The sequence below is a fragment of the Arthrobacter sp. H5 genome (assembly GCF_000520595.1).
Taxonomy (GTDB): Bacteria; Actinomycetota; Actinomycetes; order Actinomycetales; family Micrococcaceae; genus Arthrobacter_D.
Genome location: NZ_KI914980.1, coordinates 7369 through 26033 on the forward strand (window position 1 = coordinate 7369; position 18665 = coordinate 26033).

15 protein-coding genes and 1 pseudogene are annotated in these 18665 nt (G+C 64.1%); 8 read left to right on the forward strand and 8 right to left on the reverse strand.

Annotated elements, in window-relative coordinates:
* From Y708_RS29585 to ykgO, 3 genes and pseudogenes are all read left to right on the forward strand, one after another.
* Positions 1-227, forward strand: a pseudogene (locus Y708_RS29585) (peptidase M24); the annotation flags it as partial.
* Between the two features lie 77 nt (positions 228-304).
* Complete coding sequence (locus Y708_RS0103960; protein ID WP_035775220.1) at positions 305-1402, forward strand: GTP-binding protein; 1098 nt, start codon at positions 305-307, stop codon at positions 1400-1402.
* Positions 1403-1423: 21 nt separating this feature from the next.
* Complete coding sequence (gene ykgO / locus Y708_RS0103965) at positions 1424-1546, forward strand: type B 50S ribosomal protein L36 (protein ID WP_026552393.1); 123 nt, start codon at positions 1424-1426, stop codon at positions 1544-1546.
* 582 nt (positions 1547-2128) lie between these two features.
* Here the strand turns inward: ykgO and Y708_RS0103975 are convergent.
* From Y708_RS0103975 to Y708_RS0103995, 5 genes are read right to left on the reverse strand one after another with little or no spacing between them, the layout of a single operon-like run.
* Positions 2129-3589 (reverse strand): aldehyde dehydrogenase (NADP(+)), encoded by a 1461-nt coding sequence (locus tag Y708_RS0103975; protein ID WP_028278927.1) that lies wholly within the window; start codon positions 3587-3589, stop codon positions 2129-2131.
* Positions 3590-3626: 37 nt separating this feature from the next.
* Entirely contained in the window at positions 3627-4727 is a 1101-nt protein-coding gene (locus Y708_RS22705) for a mandelate racemase/muconate lactonizing enzyme family protein (protein WP_035775221.1), read from the reverse strand.
* Complete coding sequence (locus tag Y708_RS0103985; protein WP_028278928.1) at positions 4724-5629, reverse strand: 5-dehydro-4-deoxyglucarate dehydratase; 906 nt, start codon at positions 5627-5629, stop codon at positions 4724-4726. The genes Y708_RS22705 and Y708_RS0103985 overlap by 4 nt, the downstream gene beginning before the upstream one ends.
* A gap of 4 nt (positions 5630-5633) precedes the next feature.
* Positions 5634-6590, reverse strand: coding sequence for an NAD-dependent epimerase/dehydratase family protein (locus Y708_RS0103990; protein ID WP_028278929.1), 957 nt, complete (start codon positions 6588-6590; stop codon positions 5634-5636).
* Positions 6583-7989, reverse strand: a complete 1407-nt coding sequence (locus Y708_RS0103995; protein WP_028278930.1) for a Gfo/Idh/MocA family protein — start codon at positions 7987-7989, stop codon at positions 6583-6585. The genes Y708_RS0103990 and Y708_RS0103995 overlap by 8 nt, the downstream gene beginning before the upstream one ends.
* 133 nt (positions 7990-8122) lie before the next feature.
* On the opposite strand from Y708_RS0103995, the gene Y708_RS0104000 reads away from it, so the two are divergent.
* Positions 8123-9136: a LacI family DNA-binding transcriptional regulator gene (locus Y708_RS0104000; protein WP_028278931.1), complete on the forward strand. Its 1014-nt coding sequence runs from the start codon at positions 8123-8125 to the stop codon at positions 9134-9136.
* A gap of 438 nt (positions 9137-9574) precedes the next feature.
* Here Y708_RS0104000 and Y708_RS0104005 read toward each other — a convergent pair whose 3' ends face one another.
* From Y708_RS0104005 to Y708_RS0104015, 3 genes are read right to left on the reverse strand one after another with little or no spacing between them, the layout of a single operon-like run.
* A complete protein-coding gene (locus tag Y708_RS0104005; RefSeq protein WP_028278932.1) occupies positions 9575-10948 on the reverse strand; it encodes an NAD(P)(+) transhydrogenase (Re/Si-specific) subunit beta in 1374 nt (457 codons plus the stop codon).
* Positions 10945-11238 (reverse strand): NAD(P) transhydrogenase subunit alpha part 2, encoded by a 294-nt coding sequence (locus Y708_RS0104010; protein ID WP_028278933.1) that lies wholly within the window; start codon positions 11236-11238, stop codon positions 10945-10947. Before Y708_RS0104010 ends, Y708_RS0104005 begins: the two co-directional genes overlap by 4 nt.
* Positions 11238-12371, reverse strand: a complete 1134-nt coding sequence (locus Y708_RS0104015) for a Re/Si-specific NAD(P)(+) transhydrogenase subunit alpha (protein WP_028278934.1) — start codon at positions 12369-12371, stop codon at positions 11238-11240. Before Y708_RS0104015 ends, Y708_RS0104010 begins: the two co-directional genes overlap by 1 nt.
* Before the next feature lie 247 nt (positions 12372-12618).
* On the opposite strand from Y708_RS0104015, the gene Y708_RS0104020 reads away from it, so the two are divergent.
* The 4 genes from Y708_RS0104020 to Y708_RS22710 all read left to right on the forward strand — a co-directional run bounded on the left by Y708_RS0104020 (position 12619) and on the right by Y708_RS22710 (position 18664).
* Positions 12619-13701, forward strand: a complete 1083-nt coding sequence (locus tag Y708_RS0104020) for a fatty acid desaturase family protein (RefSeq protein WP_028278935.1) — start codon at positions 12619-12621, stop codon at positions 13699-13701.
* A gap of 104 nt (positions 13702-13805) precedes the next feature.
* Positions 13806-14201: a hypothetical protein gene (locus tag Y708_RS0104025; RefSeq protein WP_155853672.1), complete on the forward strand. Its 396-nt coding sequence runs from the start codon at positions 13806-13808 to the stop codon at positions 14199-14201.
* Between the two features lie 415 nt (positions 14202-14616).
* Positions 14617-17820 carry a DEAD/DEAH box helicase gene (locus Y708_RS0104030; RefSeq protein ID WP_253905680.1) on the forward strand — a complete coding sequence of 1068 codons (3204 nt, stop codon included), beginning with the start codon at positions 14617-14619 and terminating at the stop codon, positions 17818-17820.
* Entirely contained in the window at positions 17813-18664 is an 852-nt protein-coding gene (locus tag Y708_RS22710) for an SWIM zinc finger family protein (RefSeq protein WP_051478566.1), read from the forward strand. Before Y708_RS0104030 ends, Y708_RS22710 begins: the two co-directional genes overlap by 8 nt.
* Position 18665 lies beyond the last annotated feature (1 nt).

Consider the following 18665-nt stretch of genomic DNA (forward strand, 5'->3'; position numbering starts at 1 on the left):
AGGGCGGGCCGGCCGGATACGCCGGCCGCGACCCGCGCGTCACCGCTGCCACGGACAACGAAGTGGTCCTTGGCCAGGCTTTCACCTGGAACCCGTCCGCTGCGGGAGTGAAGATCGAAGACACTGTTCTCTTGACCGAAAGCGGCCTTCGCGTACTGAGCGTTGATGAGCGATGGCCAACGGTGACGGTAGGGGGTCTGGAACGGCCGGTGACCCTGCAGCCATAGGAACTCAACCAACGCACGCGGGTCGCATTGGACTGGTAGTTTGTAATTGAGAATCATTCTCATATACATTGGCTGTTGTGTCTATTACCATTGTCAGCTCCCTTGATGTTTTCTGCCGCCAGCAGGCGTGTAAGGCCCTCGCCGCAGACCTGCCCAACGCCGTCGTCGTCCTCCATGACCTGCTGGAGGACGGACTGGTGATCCGCCGCATCTTCTCCGACGGCCAAGTGGCCGAGCGCCACGAAAGCACACTGGAACACGGATGTTTGAGCTGCACGGTGCGCCTGGATGTGGTCCCCACGGTGGACCGGCTGCTTGCGCGCGGCGAGCAGAACATCATCGTGGGGCTGCCGCCGGCCGTCTTATCCGAAACCGCTGTCCTGGCCTTACATAAGGGCCTGACGCGTCAGTTCACGATCGATTCCGTGGTCCTGGCCTGCGCCCCGGACGTTGCGGAAGACCAGATCTGGGATCATCACACCCTTTTCGAATCCGGCTACACCCCCACACCGCAGGATGACCGTACCGCCGGCGAGTTCCTCATCGGCGAGCTGTCCTTCAATGACACGGTGCTGCTCTCCGACCCGGACCTGATCCCCGTGGATCCTGACATCCGTTCCCGGGGTGCGCAATTGATCCATGAGTTGGCCCCACATGCAAAAATCGGTGAAACGGGTAGTTCCTTCCGTCTGGGCCACCACAATTACGCACAGGCATCGGCCCGCACCGCACCGGGGTCGGTCCAGGTTGCCAAAGCATCCTCGATGCCGCCATTCTCCACCGTGGTGCAGCGGGCCGAGCGGCCGCTCCACCCGGAGCGGTTCCGCCGCGCTCTGGGAACACTGGCGCAGGGCTGCTGCTGGCTGCGCGGCCAAGTATGGATCGCGGCCGCCCCGGAACGCTGTATTGCTATACGCGGCATCGGGCCACGGGTCTGGTTGGAAAACACAGGTCCGTGGATTACGGATTCCCCGACGGTCAGCGATAGCGCGGAAGTCCGCCATAAGTGGGATCCGGTTTTCGGCGACCGCGGCACCATCCTTGCGGCCACCGGTGAAGGGATGGACGCCACCGAAATCCAGCGGCTGCTGGCATCCTGCGAGCTCACTGACGCCGAAATGATGGCCGGAAAAGCGTCCTTCCAGGACCCTTTCAATCTCAGCTCATCCCACTAATAACCAAATCAGGAGAACACCATGAAAGTACGCAATTCACTGGCTGCATTGAAGAAGGTGCCTGGCGCCCAGATTGTCCGCCGCCGCGGGCGCACCTTTGTGATCAACAAGAAAAATCCACGCATGAAGGCGCGCCAAGGCTAAGCGAAAACTGCAATCCAGCTGGGGCCAGCAGGGAAACCTGCCGGCCTCAGCTTTGGTGCAGTATCGACGGCGGCTTTCCCAAGCCGACGATGGCGGAAATCAACGGGGCGGGAACATCAGTGTCGGGACGGTCCAAGCTCAATGGCCCTCCGTCGACAATCCACTTCCGCAGAGCCTCGCTGCGTTCAGGGCCTTCGATACTTCCTAACCAGACGCTGCGGCCGGTATCTTTGCTGTGGCCCTGACGGTGCGCTACGGCGGCCACTGATCCGAATGCGCACGGTCCAAGACAGTCCGCGCTGATGAGAACCGCACCCGCAGAATCCCTTGCCGCGCGCCTGAACCCCTCGACGCTGCTCTCGTTCCCCGCCATCCGCCGCAGGGCAGAGCAGCGTTGGCCCACGCAGAGGGCAAGGATAGGGCCACCGGGATCAGTCCTCGCCGGTTTTGGATCTGTTTTCCTCGGGTTGGCCTTCTTTGTCATTACTGCACCTTTCCGACGCCCACCAATGTGGTGGCATCAAGTCCTGACAATGACACCGGTGACGGGCGTCTCGGCCGTTGCGCGCCAGCCCGGACGCGCTACGGCAGCGCCAGCACCCCGTCCACACGCCGTGGAATTCCCAGCGGGTTGCCGTCCCTCAGCGCCGGGTGCAGCAGTTCCTGCGGAGCGTCCTGGTAAGCCACTGGACGCTGGAAACGCCGCACCGCCGTCGCCCCCACCGACGTAAACAAGGACGTGGTCGCGGGCCACGGACCGCCGTGCTGCTGCGCCCAGTTGACCGCCACACCGGTGGGCCAGCCGTTGAACAATACCCGTCCGGCCAGTTCAGACAACTGATCCACCAGACCGGAGACGTCCTCGCCCGGCTGGGCATGAACAGTAGCCGTCAAATTTCCCGGCAGGACGCCGAGTGCACGCTCAAGCTCAGCGCGGTCACGATACTCAATGAGCAGCGTCGTGGGCCCGAAGCACTCCTCCAGCAAAGCGTCCGGGTGTTCAAGAACCGTCTCCGCAGTGGTCGACAGAACCACCGCAGCAGCACCGTCGGCTGTTGCATACTGGTCCACGGTTCCACCAACGACGGCTACCCCGGCCTGCGCTGCAAGGTCCTGCAGGCCCTTGGGATACGCGTCGGAAATGCGGTCGGTAAGCATCGGCGCGCCGGGTTTGGTATTCGCGATCGCCGCAACCTCACCCGCAAACCCGGTTCCCGCAGGGACAAACACCAGCCCCGGCTTGGTGCAGAACTGACCAGCGCCCAGGGTGAATGAGGCAGCCAGCCCCTCAGCAAGCTCGGCTGCCCTCGTCGAGAGTGCACCTTCGGTGATCACCACCGGGTTGAGGCTGCCCAGTTCACCGTAGAAAGGAATGGGATCGGGGCGTGACACTGCCAGGTCAAAAAGCGCCCGCCCGCCGGGAATGGACCCGGTGAAGCCGACTGCCTTGACCGCGGGATCCTGCACAAGTGCGGTACCGTTTTCGCGTCCGCTCACCAGCGCAAAGATACCCTCGGGTGCGCCGGCATCCGTCAGAGCCTGCGTGACAATTTCCGCGGTCCGGATCGACAATTGCAGATGCCCCGAGTGCGCCTTCACAATCACCGGGCATCCCACCGCGAGCGCCGACGCCGTGTCTCCGCCCGCCACGGAAAACGCGAACGGGAAGTTCGACGCCGAGAACACGGCCACCGGTCCCACCGGCTTGAGTACGCGGCGCAGGTCGGGCGCGGGAGGCGTGGCGGACGGAACCGAGTGATCGATGACCGCCTCAAGATACGATCCCTCGGTGATCACACGGGCGAATAGCCGCAGCTGGCCCGTGGTCCGGGCAACCTCGCCTTTCAGGCGTACCGGGCCAAGGCGCGTTTCAGCGTCGGCCAGTTCCACCAGTTCATCGACGTGGGCATCCAACGCATCGGCGACGGCGGCGAGCCAGCCTGCCCGTTCAACATCCGACGACGCCGCCCCCGCCTTCGCCGCATTCGCTGCGGCACGGGTTACGGCAGTCAGGTCAACGCGGTCCTGAAGATTTGTGGTCATGATGTCTCCTCTGTGGTGGTCTGGTGCAGCCGGGCAGTCAGGGTGCCGCGGGCGCCGTCGTCGTGCTCTGTTGTGGAGTGAAGGACATGCCGAGGCCCGGTTGGCCTGTTACCGAGAGCCGACCGCTGCGGATCGAGATGGGCGAAGGGCCGGCAAGGATACCGAGCTGCTCAAACGATGCATCCTCCACGTCTTCCACCCATACAGTCTCCGCGAGGGTTGCGGCAAGCTGACCGGACAGTTCCGGCAACAGGTGCGGGGCAACCGCCACACTGTGGGTGCGCGCAAGCTCCACGATCCGGCGGAACGGAGTAATTCCTCCAACCCGCACGATGTTCGGCTGAATAATGTCAACGGCATCCGCCTCGATGAAGTCTCGGAACCGGTAGATGGTGTGCACATTTTCGCCAAGGGCAATGGGAACCGGCGAGTGCCTGCGGAGGCGTTTGTATGCTGACAGGTCGTCGGCGCGAAGAGGTTCTTCCAACCACTCCAGGCCGTATTCCGCCAGTTGATCCAGGGCGCGCAGTGTGGTGGGCAGATCCCAGCGCTGGTTGGCGTCGATCATGAGCTCCCGGTGCGGGCCCAGGATGGTGCGGACGGCCTCCACGCGCTCTATGTCCTCCGTGATGTCGGGTTTACCCACCTTGATCTTCACCGCGGTTTTGCCCTCGGCCACCCAGCGCTCCGTCTGCGCGATGAGATCATCGAGGCTGTAGTGCAGATTCACGCCGGAACCGTAAACGGGAACTGATTGCTGGCGCTGTCCCAACAGCCCGGTCACGGAGGTCTGCGCCTGCCGGGCCAGCAGGTCCCACAGGGCAAGGTCGACGCCGGCTATCGCGATGGTGGTCAGCCCGCCTCCCCCGGCCTCGTGCAACCGGAGCCACAGTTTGTCCCATACCACTTCCGGCGTCGCTTCAAGGCCGAGGATGAATGGAGCGATGTCGTCCTCAAGCAGTGCCTGCACGGCCGTGGGCCCGATGGTGGGGGTCCAGGAGAAGCCGTGGCCGATCCCGCCGTCGTCGGTCTGGATTTCCGTGGCGATAACGTGGTTCTCGGGGACGTCCACGCCCCAGTTGCGGCGCAGCTTCGCGGTCAGCAGGCGGGTCTGCAGGCCAATGATCTTCGCCGTCATCGGTCAGCCAGTTCGTGTCCCGCCGCGAGTATGGATTTGAGCTCCACCAACTGGGCTTCCGTGGGATCAACCAAAGGTGGGCGCACCGAGCCCACGGCCAGGCCGCCCAACCGGAGCCCTGCCTTGATCAATGAGACACCGAAGCCTGGTGTCTGGTCGCGGAGCCGGACCAGAGGCGCGTAGAACCCGCGGAGCAGTTCGTGGCGCAGTTCCTCGTTCCCCTCGACATAGGCACGGTAGTAGGAGTTTGCGATCTCGGGTGCCATGGCGAAAGCCGCAGAGGAATAGAGCGGGATACCGAGTCCGCGGTAGGCCCCCTGGGTGAGTTCCGCAGTGAGCAGTCCGTTGAAAAACTGGAAATCGGTACGACCGGTGGCGGCGACAGCGCTCACGATTTCCTGCGCCAGTCCGACGTCGCCCACTCCGTCCTTGAAACCGATCACCTTCGGGTTGGCGGCAAGCCGCGCAACGGCCTCGGCGGTGAAAGTGGCATTGGCCCGGTGGTAGATGATGACGGGCAGGCTGCTCGCGGCGGCAATCGCTTCGACGTACGCCACCAGCCCGTCGATTGGGCCCTTCACCAGGTAGGGCGGCAGCACCAGAAGGGCGTCCGCGCCCGCCTCCTCGGCCGCCCGCGCCGCGGCAAGCGCGTGGCCCAGCGGACCGCCGGCACCCGCGACCACCGGCACCCTGCCGGCCACCACTTCGACGGCGGTGCTCACCACGATCCGGATTTCGTCAATGCTCAGGGCGTGGAACTCGCCGGTCCCGCAGGCGGGGAAGACCCCACCGGGCCCGTATGCCATCCGGGAGTCGATGTGTTCCCGCAACCTATCCGTATCCACGGCGTCTGACTCGGTGAAAGGCGTGACGGGAAAGAACAGCACTCCATCAAATTTCATCTGATTACCTTGCTTTCTGTGCCAGCAGGCCGGCGTCTTCGGGAACGGCGCCCGGGAGTTCCGTGCGCCAGCTTCTCTTCGGTTCCCACCCCAGCAGGCGCCGGGCCTTGTCGATCGAAAAAACCGGGCTGGTTCCGGTCAGCCCCGCAGCCAGCACGCCGGTGAAGGGAATGAATCGCGGCAACAGTTCGGCTACAGGGTCTATTGACAGTGAATCCGCTGCGCCTACAAAGAACGTCTCGGCATTGGGGATCAGGTGCATGCGCTGTAGCAGCACCTCCAGGAAGTCCGCCACATCCCGCGCGTCCACATAGTTGAACAGCGCCGGCGCCGACAACGCAGGGTCATCGAGCCTCTGCTGAACGGTGTGGCCCTGCTGGGTGGGCGCGCCATCCCACTCTTCCGGCGAGATCACGTAGCAGGGGCGGAAGGCAGCGTAACGGATCCGCTCACCCTGTGCAGCGGCGAACATACGCATAGTCTCTTCAGCGATCAGCTTCGACAGCGCGTAGGCATTCCATGGTTTGGGCGGCGTGTTTTCATCCAGTGGAAGGCCGTCCGGCAGCCAGCCGGCGGGCGAACCATAGCCCAGCACCGTGGGACTGCTGGCGGTGATGATGCGGCCCACGCCGAGCTCCGTTGCGGCCCCGATGACGGTGTAGGCCAGACGCGTGTTGGTGCTGAGGATGACCTGCTCGGGTGCGCTGAAGGGGATGGCGATCGCAGCGAGGTGGATGACGGCGTCGGGCTGGTGGAACGCGATCACGCGGCGCGCCTCGCCGTCCGCCAGCAGGTCGACCGCTTCCTGCGAGACGCCCTGTGCCAATCCGCTGTCCGGCACCCGCTGGCGATCGACGGAAACCACCGCGTAACCTGCCTCCGCGAGCCCGGCGACGACGCTGCGGCCAAGCCGGCCGGAACCTCCGGTGACCAGGACTTTTGTGCCTGCTGACTCAGCCACGGTGCAGTTCCGTTCCAAGGTCAAGGTCGCTGATCCGCACCGCGAGCGATGCCTCCAACGACGCATTGCCCGCAATCCCCACAGCCACGGCGCGGATACCGTCCAGATAGCCGGAAGGCCGTCCCAGGGGATCTTCTCCCGGCCCATTGAACAGGTCGGACAGCAGCAATGAGTCACCGCCGCCGTGCCCGCCCTCTCCGTTCACGATGGGCACTTCAACCGCCTGCTCCCAGTGCCGCTGGAGCACCAGGCGTTCGCCGTTACTGCGCACTGTGTCCTCCTCCTGGATCGGCGTGGCACTCGGGTCCACCACCGTTTTCTGGTCTGTGCTGGTGGCTACGGCGGCGCGTTCCACTACCTCCAGCTCAACCCTTCCTTCAGTGCCATTGACCGCAACCCGGTATCCCTCCCAGGGACTGTGGGCGTTCAGTGAATAGCTCAGGGTTGGTCCGCCCTGGTAGTCCACCACCAGTGCGAGGTTGTCTTCGATGGTGATGCCCTCGGAGAAGACGTCCTTGTCCCGCACATAGCCGTCGTGGTGTTCGTTCTGGTAATACAGCGCGTTGAGCCGGTCATCGTCACGGAGGTCCAGAACAAAGGGGCCGCTCCCGCCGTCGTCGTTGGTTCCCCGCTCTGGACGCTTCCCCAGGCCGCGCACGGCGGCGTTCCGGTCGCCATAGAACCGCAGCCCGCCGGACGCGTAGACACGCTCGGGAACGTCTGCGATCCACCAATTCACCAGGTCAAAGTGGTGCGAGGCCTTATGGATCAGCAGCCCGCCCGAATTCTCTTTGTCCCGGTGCCAGCGACGGAAGTAGTCCGCGCCGTGGACAGTGTCCAGCATCCAGCTGAAATCCACAGAAGTCACCGTGCCGATGGCGCCGCTCTGGATGATTTCCTTGAGCGCGCTGTTGCGCGGGGAATAGCGATAGTTGAAGGTTACGACGACGTCGCGTCCGGTACGCTCCATCGCCTGGCAAATACGGCGGCACCCTTCGGCGTTGATGGTCAAAGGCTTCTCGACGACGACGTCGGCTCCGGCCTCCAGCGCCTCAACAATGTAGTCCGCGTGCGTGAAGTCCGGCGTGGTGACAATGACGCGTTGGATAGCGTTGTCCTGGATGAAGGCGGTGAGATCCTTGGGCTGGAAGGACGCGAGTTGCACTCCTGCTGACAACTCCTGCGCGAGCTCCTGGTAATACTGGACTCTGCCCGGGTTCACATCACTGATTCCCAGCAGTTCGGCGGTATCCGAGTGGGCGCCGAGGATTGCGCGAAGGTACATTTCCGATCGCGCACCGGTGCCAATCAAAGCCATCCGGGCCCGTGGGGATTGGCCTGAACCCCCGGCCGCCTGCTCCTTCGCATCGGTTGTCCGGACGTTAGCGGCGGTGGTCATGACGGCTCCTTTGCGACGGCGGAACCCGTGTTCCAGACGCCTATGGGATGAAGGAGTGAGAAAACGTTTTCTGAAAACGTTATGCTTTCTATCAAGACACCGGCCATCAAGTCAACCATCAGGAGTCAGACACATGGGCAGGAAAGCCGCGAACCGACGCATAGGGATTACGGATGTGGCCCAGCACGCGGGTGTATCGCTTGCCACCGTGTCCCGCGTGATGAACGGCAACCTCTCAGTGGATCCGGACATCGCCGCCCGGGTACGGGCCGCCGCCACCGAATTGAACTACCACCCCGACGCCGTGGGCCGCAGCCTTGCGCTGGGCAAGACGGACACCATTGGCGTTGTTGTGCCGGACCTGGCCAACCCCACGTTTCAGGCCATGCTTCGGGGCGTGAGCCGGGCGGCAGCGCAGGACGGCTACCGCGTGCTCATAGCGGATTCCTCGGAGGTTTCCAGTGAGGAAGCAATCCTGGCCGGCGAAGCCCGCCGCCGGTGTGACGGCATTGTCCTGTGCGCGCCACGCATGGTTGACGCCGAACTCGACGCACTGATTCCCTCGCTGCACCCGATGGTTCTGATCAACCGCAACACCGAAGCGCCCGGGACCCCCAGCCTTCTCGTGGATTACGGCCAGGGCATCCAGGCGCTGGCCGTCCACCTCACCGGGCTGGGGCATAGCCGGATCGCCTTTCTCTCCGGCCCTCCGCGAAGCGCATCCAACGGCCTCCGCCTGCAGGGCCTGGAGAAGTTCCGCGCCAACCACCCCGGCATCGAGCTGACCGTCCTGCCGGGGGGATCCAGCTTTGAGGCCGGACACGAATCCGTCGACGGGATACTCGCCAGCGGAGCCACCGGCGTCCTCGCGTTCAACGACCTGGTGGCCATGGGCCTGCTCAGCGGATTGCATGAAAGGGGAGTACGTGTGCCGCAGGACATCTCCGTCACAGGTTTTGATGACATCCCCTTCGCCGAATACACCACACCCCCGCTGACCACGGCAGCCGTTCCCATCACCGAAGTCGGCGAGCAGGCGTGGCACCGGATGCGGGACCTGCTCGGAGACGGCGCATCAGAGAACCTTCGGACAACCTTCCAGCCCGACCTGCAGCAGCGCGGAAGTTCGGGCCCCGCGCCGGCCTGATTTATTGCGCGAGTGCCGGTCCGCAGGATTTATTGCGCGAGTGCCGGTCGGCAGGTGAGCATGGGCCCCGGCATGGGGTTTGGCCCGGACCCAATCCTGCACTTTCTGGCGGAGCCCTCCCCAAACAGCTCCCTACCGCCCAGGCACCTCGTCGACGCGCTAAGTACCAGTCGCCGCACCAGAAACCCGCCGCAGCACTATAAATACCTGGTGCGGGGGCGGATTTTACGTGCGTTCACCCATTTCAGATGCGGGCAACGCCGGCCCGGGAGCGGACACACAATCGGCCAGACGGAGCAGCCGCAATCGGAGGCGAAACAGGCGGCCCCGTTCAGGATGCGGGCGAAGACACGGCGTCAAAAGGCGGCGATCTCAGTGCATCGGCTCCTCCACCGCGACTATCCCGCCCCTGCCGTGGAATTACCGTGGACCCAACGCTTACAGCGCCTTCGCGGCCCCAAGCACTTTGGTCAGTGAATCTTTCGCGTCGCCGAACAGCAGCGTGGTTTTGGGATCGTAGAGCAGCTCGTTTTCGATGCCGGCAAAACCGGGCCGCATGGACCGCTTGAGGAACACCACCTGACCGGCATCGCCCACCTCGAGGATGGGCATCCCGTAAATCGGCGAACCGGGAGAGGTCTTTGCCGCCGGATTCACCACGTCATTGGCCCCCACCACCAGTGCCACATCCATGTTCTTGAATTCGGGATTGATCTCGGCCATTTCCTTCAAAGACTCGTACGGCACATTGGCCTCGGCAAGCAGCACATTCATGTGCCCGGGCATGCGGCCCGCCACCGGGTGAATCGCATAGGACACCTCAACCCCGCGTGCCTCCAGCACTGATGCAAGCTCGGCGATGGTGTGCTGCCCCTGCGATACGGCGAGGCCATACCCCGGCACAATCACCACGCGTTGCGCATACCCAAGCAGCACCGCGACGTCTTCTGCCCCGGAGGAACGGACCGGGCGGTCGCTCACCTCAGTGGATCCCGCCGTCGAACCTCCCTTGAACGCGCCGAACATGATGCCGCCCACACCGCGGCCCATAGCCGTTGCCATGGCTCGCGTCAGGATGGTACCGCTGGCGCCAACCAATGTACCGGCCACAAGCAGCAGCACGTTGTCCAGCACAATGCCGGACGCCGCGACGGCAAGGCCGGTAAACGCGTTCAGCAGCGAGATCACGATCGGCACGTCCGCACCACCCACCGGCAGCACCAGAAGAACGCCCGCAACCAGTCCCAGGAGAAGCAGTGCCACAGCCCAGCCAATACTTCCAGTGGCAATGACAAAGCCGCCCGCAGCCAGAACCGCCAGCACCACACCCGACATGGCCCAGCGCATCCCGGGGAACAGGACAGGCCGGGTGGTCATGAGTTCCTGCAGTTTGGCTACCGTCACCGCCGAGCCTGCGAAGGAAACCGCACCCACAACCATGGTGAAGACGACGGCGGCGCGCACCCAGGCGTCGTCGTTATGGCCCAACTCCAGCAACGCAACCAGCGCGGCCGCGCCGCCGCCCACCCCGTTGAACAGGGCCACCAGCTGTGGCATTTGTGTCATCTGCACGCGGCGCGCGATCGGTGCAGCGACGGCGGAGCCCACCGCGATGGCGATGAGGATCGCCGGAATGTTGTCGAGCCTGGCGGAGAGGAAAACCGTAACGACGGCGACCAGCGCGCCCGCCGCGCCGATCAAGTTTCCGCGGCGCGCAGTGCGCGGTGAGCTGAGGCCCTTGAGTGCAAGGATGAAGCAGACCGCAACTATCAGGTAGAGGATGGCCGTCCATCCGGCGGGCAGGATGCTCACTTGGCGTCCTCCTTCGCCGGCGCCTTCCGGCCGTGGAACATGTGCAGCATCCGGTCAGTCACCACAAAGCCGCCCACCAGATTGGCGGTGGCAAGTACGACGGCGAGCAGCGCCAGTCCCAGCTCCCACGGCACCGAGGTCTGCCCTGCGACCAGAATGGCGCCGATCAGGATGATGCCGTGGATCGCGTTGGCGCCGGACATCAGCGGGGTGTGCAGGGTGCTGGTGACCTTCGAGACAACCTCGAAACCAACGAAAATGGCGAGAACCACTACCGTCAACAGTTCCATCAGGATTCCTCCTTCAGTGCAAGCGCCGTGGGTTCATGGAGCACCTGTCCCCGATGGGTCAGGCAGGCGGCGGCAATGACTTCGTCGTCGAAATCGGGGTCCACTATCCCCTCTGAGGTCATCAGGGCCAGCAGGTTGGCCACGTTCTTGGCGTATAGACGGGAGGCGTCGGCGGGCATGGCAGATGCGGCGTTCTTCATACCGACCAGGGTGATGTATCCGTCTTTTGCAGGAACGGCGGTAGCCTCCCCCGCGATCACCCCTTCCACGTTTCCACCGGATTCTGCCGCGAGGTCAATCACTACGGACCCCGCCTTCATGCCCATAACCATCTCCTGAGTGACCAGAAGCGGCGCTGGCCTTCCCGGCACTGCAGCCGTGGTGATGAGGATGTCGGCCTGCGCCACGTGGGGTGCCAGTGCCTCGCGCTGCCGTTCCGCGCGGTCTTCACTCAACTCCCGTGCATACCCGCCGGCGCCCTCAATCGCGTCGAGGTTCAGGTCAATGAAGGTGCCGCCCATGGAGGCAACCTCGTCCGCGGAGGCGGGGCGGACGTCGTACGCTGACACCCTGGCGCCCAGCCGCTTGGCTGTACCGATGGCCTGCAACCCGGCCACCCCGGCGCCGAGCACCAGCACCCGGGCGGGTGGGATGGTGCCCGCCGCGGTCATGTAGAGCGGGAAGAACCGTGGAAACCTTGTGGCCGCTTCGAGCACCGCCCGGTAGCCGGCCACCAGCGACTGTGATGACAGCGCGTCCATAGACTGCGCCCGTGAAATGCGCGGCACCAATTCGAGGGCAAAGGAGGTGACCCGGGCCTCCGCCAGCGCCCTGACGGTTTCCAGCTCCGCCGCCGGGGACGCCAGGCCAATGGTGACGGCGCCCGGCCTCAGTTCCTTAGCCTGCCGGGGAGTCAGTGGGGATACATGGCAGAGAACGTCTGCGGCGGTCAAGACCGGTACGACGACGGCGCCTGCCTCCACATACGAGGCATCCGAATAGCCGGCCGGGATTCCGGCTCCGGCTTCGACCTCCACGTCCAGTCCAAGATCCTTGAGCTGCTTCACCGTCTCCGGCGTCGCCGCCACACGGCGTTCCCCCTCGCGGCGTTCCCGCCCCACACCAACCAACACGTGCAATCCCCTTTCCAGGCAGCGGGCACCGTCGCCCACAGTTCAGGCGTAGCACCTCTTCGTGACTGTAGCCGTGAAACACGCCGGTGAGCGGTGCTCATAGATCCGACGTCCACTAGCCCCGATCGCACGCAAATCAATGCACGTACAGGTCCCGCTCAGGCGCTGCCGTTAGACTGGACTAATCTTCGGGGATTTGGGGCCCCTCCGCGACTGGGAAGTCGGTTCTCGACTTCAGGGATTCTTTATGAGCATTGCCACACCCACCCGCAGCGTGCGCGTTGCCAAGCCTAACGACGTCGTCGCCTCCTACGCGACCCTGCTCAAGCAGGTGCGTAAGGAAGGTTTGATGACCCGCCGTCGTCGATTCTATATTTCTGTGTTCGCTGTGCTGGTGCTCGCTATGGGCGCCGCCTGGACCGGCTTCGCCCTCCTCGGCGATACCTGGTTCCAGCTGCTGATTGCAGGCGCACTGGGGCTGGTCTTCACGCAGGTAGCTTTCCTCGCACACGAGGCGTCACACCGGCAGATCTTCAAGACCCGCGGCGCCAACGACTGGTCCGGCCGCGTACTCGCGGCCGGTGTTGTTGGCATCAGCTACCAGTGGTGGATGAACAAGCACTCACGCCACCACAACGAACCCAATGTCAAGGGCAAAGACCCGGACCTTGAGATCGACACCATTTCCTTCATTGAAGAGGACGCCGCCAAGGCCAAGGGCCTCCAAGCCTGGATCACCCGCCGCCAGGGGTACCTGTTCTTTCCGTTGCTTGCCTTCGAGGGGCTAAACCTGCACGCCAAATCCATCGCCACACTGTTTCGCCCCGGCGGGGTTAGCGGTCGCTGGGTTGAGTTGGCACTGCTGGCCATGCGGTTCGGTGCCTACTTAGGCATTCTGTTCTGGTTCCTGCCCATCGGCATGGCGTTCGCATTCCTCGGAGTGCAACTGGCCGTGTTCGGCATCTACATGGGCGCATCCTTTGCACCCAACCACAAGGGCATGCCGATCATTCCCGAAAACAGCAAACTGGACTTCTTCCAGAAACAAGTCCTCACCTCCCGCAACATCCGCGGGGGAAACTTCATCAACAACGCCTTCGGCGGACTGAACTTCCAGATCGAGCACCACCTCTTCCCGGATATGCCCCGCCCACACCTACGCCGGGCCGCCGTCATAGTCCGCGAACACTGCGAACGCCTCAAAGTTCCGTATCACGAGGTCGGCGTCGCCGCGTCCTACGGAGCCGTGGTTTCCTACCTGAACAGGGTTGGCCTCGCCGCCCGCGATCCGTTCGACTGCCCCATGGTCAACCGGTATCGGCGCCGCTAGGCACCTTACTTTAGTCAGCGCAAGACGGCGGCCCTCACCTTTCGGTGGGGGCCGCCGTCGTTGTTGTGGGGTTTCGGCTCCTACCACTGTCAGAGCAACCCGCCGTGGACACTGAGTCCATTCGTAATGCGCTGCAGGCGTTTTCGCGCGAAGGCATAGCGCGCCACGCGGCGTCGCTCGGAAATCATCTCAGCACGCACCAGCTGGCAGACCTATTAGCGGACGTTCTGTCTGCCATTGAAGAATCCCCGGTGCCACGCCATGAGTGGCCCTCCATGACGGAACTCCTGGGGGATGATCTGCTTGAGAAGCTGCTGGGAGTCTCCGGTTCGTCGATGCACCGATACCGTGGTGGGGCGCGGGCAACTCCGGACCATATTGCGGGCCGGTTGCACGTCGTTACCCTCATCGTTGCTGACCTGGCCGGAAGCTACAACGATTTCGGTATCCGCAGGTGGTGGGAGGAGCAGAACGGCTTTGGCCGACCATTCTCCCCTTGAAGTGTTGCGGGGGGGCTGGAGCCCTGACAGCGAAGGAGCACAACAGGTTAGGGCCTTGGCCGCATCCTTGCTCGCACCCTTGGCCGCATGATCGCCTTCCGACATAGCGACCGCCGCTCTCCTTTCGTCTGGGAAGACGCCGCTCAACCAATCGCACGATGGCAACGCGGCTTCGCACTACAGGGGCGTCTGCCCTGCGTGCCCGCTCGGCAGCCCTGCTGCCGGGCGCAGCAAGGGGGTGGCGGGTTGACCACGGCAGACCACCTGCAGAGGTGCTTCCGATGGTGCGGCCGCTGTGATCCAGGGGCGGTAACCTAAGTGGTCGGACCGTTCCGTGCACCGAAGGGCAGGTAAAGGTTCGGACAACGGCGCTATAGTGCCGATCACCCCCTGAAGAAAGGTAATCCGCTTGCTGGTGCTCCACGCGTTCTGCTCGCTAGACCATGGCCTCGGATTGTGGGCCGAAGACTCCGAGAAGACAGTAACGAGCCACAACGAGGCGCTGAAAACAGCCCGACCGCATCCATTCGCGGCCTCGGCTGACGTCATCGCGGAAATGCAGGCAGGCTCACCTGGCAGCACCACGTTGCTGCTGCCTTCCCTGCGACGCTCCCCGCTGGACTCTCCTGAACTTGTGCGGATCACGCCGAGGGCGCCGACGTCTACCGGCCCATCCCTGCTGCCGTGGACGGTGCCCGTCGTGTGGGCCCGGCCCACGGCGTTCGTCACATTCGGGGTATCGGATCCGACACCTCTGGCGTCAATGCTGTTCCCCGAGCGATTCGAGGACGAGTCGCCGGACGAGGAGGCGCTGATACGCGACGTACGCCTTGCACCTTCCGTGCGTTTCCTTGGGGAGTTGGCGCGCTTTGCCGACGAACTCGCCGAACGGGGCCGTGTTCTTCCGTGGATCAATTGGGTTTCCGACAGCGCCTCGGTGTCTGAGACGACCGCAGGACCAGAAGCGGCCGAAGAGTCCGCCGTCGCCGAGGCGCGCTGGCGGTCGGTGCTGCGTGGCCCCGACGCTCTCACATTCGGCGAGCTTATTGCGGCGACGCCAGCTGCGTTCAGGGCCGCACCGGGCTCTGAAGACGCCGGTGAATTGATTGCATCAACCCTCGATTCCCTCACCGACGCCGCGGTCCGGCGCCGCCTGCCATCCGGTCTCGCGATGCTGCCTCCCCGCCGGGGGCGCAAGCCCCTGCAGCCGCGTGCTGCAGAAGCTTGGCTTGAGGCACTGCACGCTGAGGACGCGCGCATCCGGGTCCCCGAGCCAGCGCTTGCAAAGCTGGAACAGGCGCTGACGCCTTGGATTGAGCACACGCGGGAAGCGAACACACCCGCCCGCGCAACCTTCCGGCTCCGGGACACACTCGGCACGGAGCCTGCCTGCGGGGAAGTCCCCGCAGAGCCGGGTGAACCCGATGACGCATCAATCACTGGGATCCCTCTGGAGTTGCCACAGTGGCGGCTGGAATTCCTGCTGCAGTCCTCCGCGGACCCCAGTCTGATTGTGCCTGCGGAACAAGTTTGGCGTGACGATGGGGCACTGACTCGTTGGCTTGGCCGCCCGCAGGAGGTGCTGCTTGCTGAACTGGGCAAGGCTGTGCGTGTCTATCCCGCACTGGAAGCCGGCCTGCGGCAATCGCGCCCCACAGCCCTGGAACTTGACCCCACCGCGGCATTTACCTTCCTGCGCGATGTGGCGCCCGCCCTCGACGAGGCAGGCTTCGGGGTGCTGCTGCCCTCATGGTGGGACCGCCGGGCGAAACTCGGCCTCAAACTCTCCGCATCCACTCCAATGGAGGACGGCACCGGCGGGCCGTCTGCCTTTGGCCGCGACCAACTGTGCGACTTCGAATGGAGCCTCGCCGTGGGAGACCACACCCTCACCGAAGCCGAAATCGCAGCATTGGCCGAGGCGAAGGCTCCCCTGGTTCGGTTGCGCGGCCAGTGGGTGACTGTCAACACCGAACAATTGCGCCGCGGTATCGCTTTCCTTCAGCAGGAGGGTGCGGGGCAGGGCACGGTGGCGGATGTACTGCGCCTGGCCGCCACTCACCCCGATGATTCGGACCTGCCGCTGGAGGTCGCGGGGGTTGCCGCCGAGGGCTGGCTGGGTGCGCTCCTGGATGGATCGGCTGACTCGGGCATCCGGCCGATCGCCGTGCCGGACGGCTTCCGGGCAACACTGCGCCCGTACCAGGAGCGCGGTCTGGGGTGGCTGCACTTCCTTGGCGCTCTCGGCGTTGGCGCCTGCCTGGCCGACGACATGGGACTCGGCAAGACCATTCAGCTGCTCGCGCTCGAGGCTGTGCACCGGCAGGATAATCCCGACGCCGGCCCCACACTGTTGGTCTGCCCGATGTCATTGATCGGCAACTGGGAGGCGGAGGCCGCCAAGTTTGCCCCCGGGTTGCGGCTGGCTGTGCACCACGGCGCCGACCGGCTGCGCGGCCCGGACTTCGACGCAGCCCTGAACGGCATCGACGTCCTGATTACCACCTACACAACCCTGACCCGGGATCTGGAGCAATTCGAGGCCATTACCTGGAACCGCATTGTGCTCGATGAGGCGCAGGCAGTGAAGAACCGGCTCTCCCGCGCGGCGAAGGCCGTCAAGGCCCTCACCGCTGCCCATCGGATCGCTCTCACCGGCACCCCGGTGGAGAATCGGCTCGGCGAGATGTTCTCGATCATGGACTTCCTGAACCCGGGGATGCTGGGGTCAGCGGAGCTGTTCCGGACCCGTTATGCAATCCCGATCGAACGGCACGGCGACGAAACCGCGGCTGCGAGGATGCGCGCTATCACCAGGCCCTACCTCCTGCGACGTGTGAAGACCGATCCTGCGATCATCGACGATCTGCCGGAGAAGATCGAGATCAAGCAGTACTACACGCTCACAAACGAACAGGCGTCGCTGTACCAGTCTGTGGTTGACGACATGATGGTCAAGATCGAAGAGTCCGACGGAATTGCGCGCCGCGGGAATGTGCTGGCCGCGATGGCGAAACTCAAGCAGATCTGCAACCATCCAGCCCAGCTGCTGCATGATCGCTCGCCCATCGGCCAGCGCAGCGGCAAGGTGATCCGGTTGGAGGAAATCCTGGATGAGATCCTTGCGGAGGGCGACAAGGTATTGTGCTTCACCCAATACACCGAGTTCGCCGAAATGCTGCTGCCACACCTCGCGGCACGCTTTGACACCGATGTCGCCTATCTTCATGGCGGCACCACCCGGCAGAACCGCACGGAGATGGTCCGCCGCTTCCAGTCCGACGGCGGACCGCCGATCTTCCTGCTCTCGCTCAAGGCCGGGGGAACGGGGCTTAACCTGACGGCCGCCAACCACGTGATCCACCTGGATCGCTGGTGGAATCCTGCAGTGGAGAATCAGGCCACAGACCGGGCCTTTCGCATCGGGCAAAAGCAGCGTGTGCAGGTGCGCAAGTTCATCTGCAGGGGCACGCTCGAGGAGCGCATCGATGCCATGATTGAGGAGAAAACTGCGCTGGCGAACATGGTGGTTGGCGACGGCGAGGGGTGGCTTACCGAACTGTCCACCGCCAGCCTGCGTGACCTGTTCGCGTTATCCAAGGAGGCTGTTAGTGACTAAGCGACGCTACGAGTCACCGTTCTTCCCGCCGTCCACGCCGCTGACTGTCGAAGGTGGTGTCAAGGCCCGAAGTATGCGTGGCGCCATCGGCACAAGCTGGTGGTCAGGACGGTTCATCGAAGTCCTCGAGAGTCTTGGAGTGGGTGGCCGGCTGCAGCGCGGCCGCAACTACGCCCGCCGTGGGCAAGTGATCTCACTCGATATTGATGCCGGCACGGTTCTCGCGAGCGTTCAGGGTTCACGCGCAAAGCCCTACCGGGTACGCATTGGGATGGCCGCGTTCGGCAAGGCAGAGTGGGCTTCCGTTGAGGAGGCGCTTGCCGGCAACGCCTGGTACGCCGCATCCCTCCTGGCGGGAGAAATGCCCGCAGATATCGAAGACGTCTTCACCGCGGTTGGTCTGTCGCTGTTCCCGCGAAGTGCAAGTGAGTTGAGCCTGGACTGCTCCTGCCCCGACTGGGAAGTGCCGTGCAAGCATCTGGCTGCGGTTTTCTATCTGCTGGCCGAGGAATTCGACGAAGACCCGTTCCGCATTCTCGCTTGGCGTGGACGTGAACGTGAAGATCTGCTGGGTCGGATGCACGAAGCAGATTCCGGTGGCAGGCAGGAGGGACAAGCGGGTGCCCCGCTCACAGAAGTCCTGGACACCTTCTATGTCTGCCCCGCCCCCATCCCAGGGCAACGACGCCATATGGGCGGATCACTGCTGGTGGATCAGGTCCCCCCGGTGGACGTCATGGTCCGGTCACAACCACTTGTCGAAGTATTGCGTCCGGTCTATGCGGCGCTACGAGCATCCGCCGAACCCCTGGAGTCTTCTTACACCAGGCGTTCCTCCGGATAAT

Coding starts and splice junctions, on each gene's coding strand:
- ykgO (WP_026552393.1), top strand. CDS start 1,424: ATGAAAGTACGCAATTCACTGGCTGCATTGAAGAAGGTGCCTGGCGCC.
- Y708_RS0103975 (WP_028278927.1), bottom strand. CDS start 3,589: ATGACCACAAATCTTCAGGACCGCGTTGACCTGACTGCCGTAACCCGT.
- Y708_RS22705 (WP_035775221.1), bottom strand. CDS start 4,727: ATGACGGCGAAGATCATTGGCCTGCAGACCCGCCTGCTGACCGCGAAG.
- Y708_RS0103985 (WP_028278928.1), bottom strand. CDS start 5,629: ATGAAATTTGATGGAGTGCTGTTCTTTCCCGTCACGCCTTTCACCGAG.
- Y708_RS0103995 (WP_028278930.1), bottom strand. CDS start 7,989: ATGACCACCGCCGCTAACGTCCGGACAACCGATGCGAAGGAGCAGGCG.
- Y708_RS0104000 (WP_028278931.1), top strand. CDS start 8,123: ATGGGCAGGAAAGCCGCGAACCGACGCATAGGGATTACGGATGTGGCC.
- Y708_RS0104010 (WP_028278933.1), bottom strand. CDS start 11,238: ATGGAACTGTTGACGGTAGTGGTTCTCGCCATTTTCGTTGGTTTCGAG.
- Y708_RS0104020 (WP_028278935.1), top strand. CDS start 12,619: ATGAGCATTGCCACACCCACCCGCAGCGTGCGCGTTGCCAAGCCTAAC.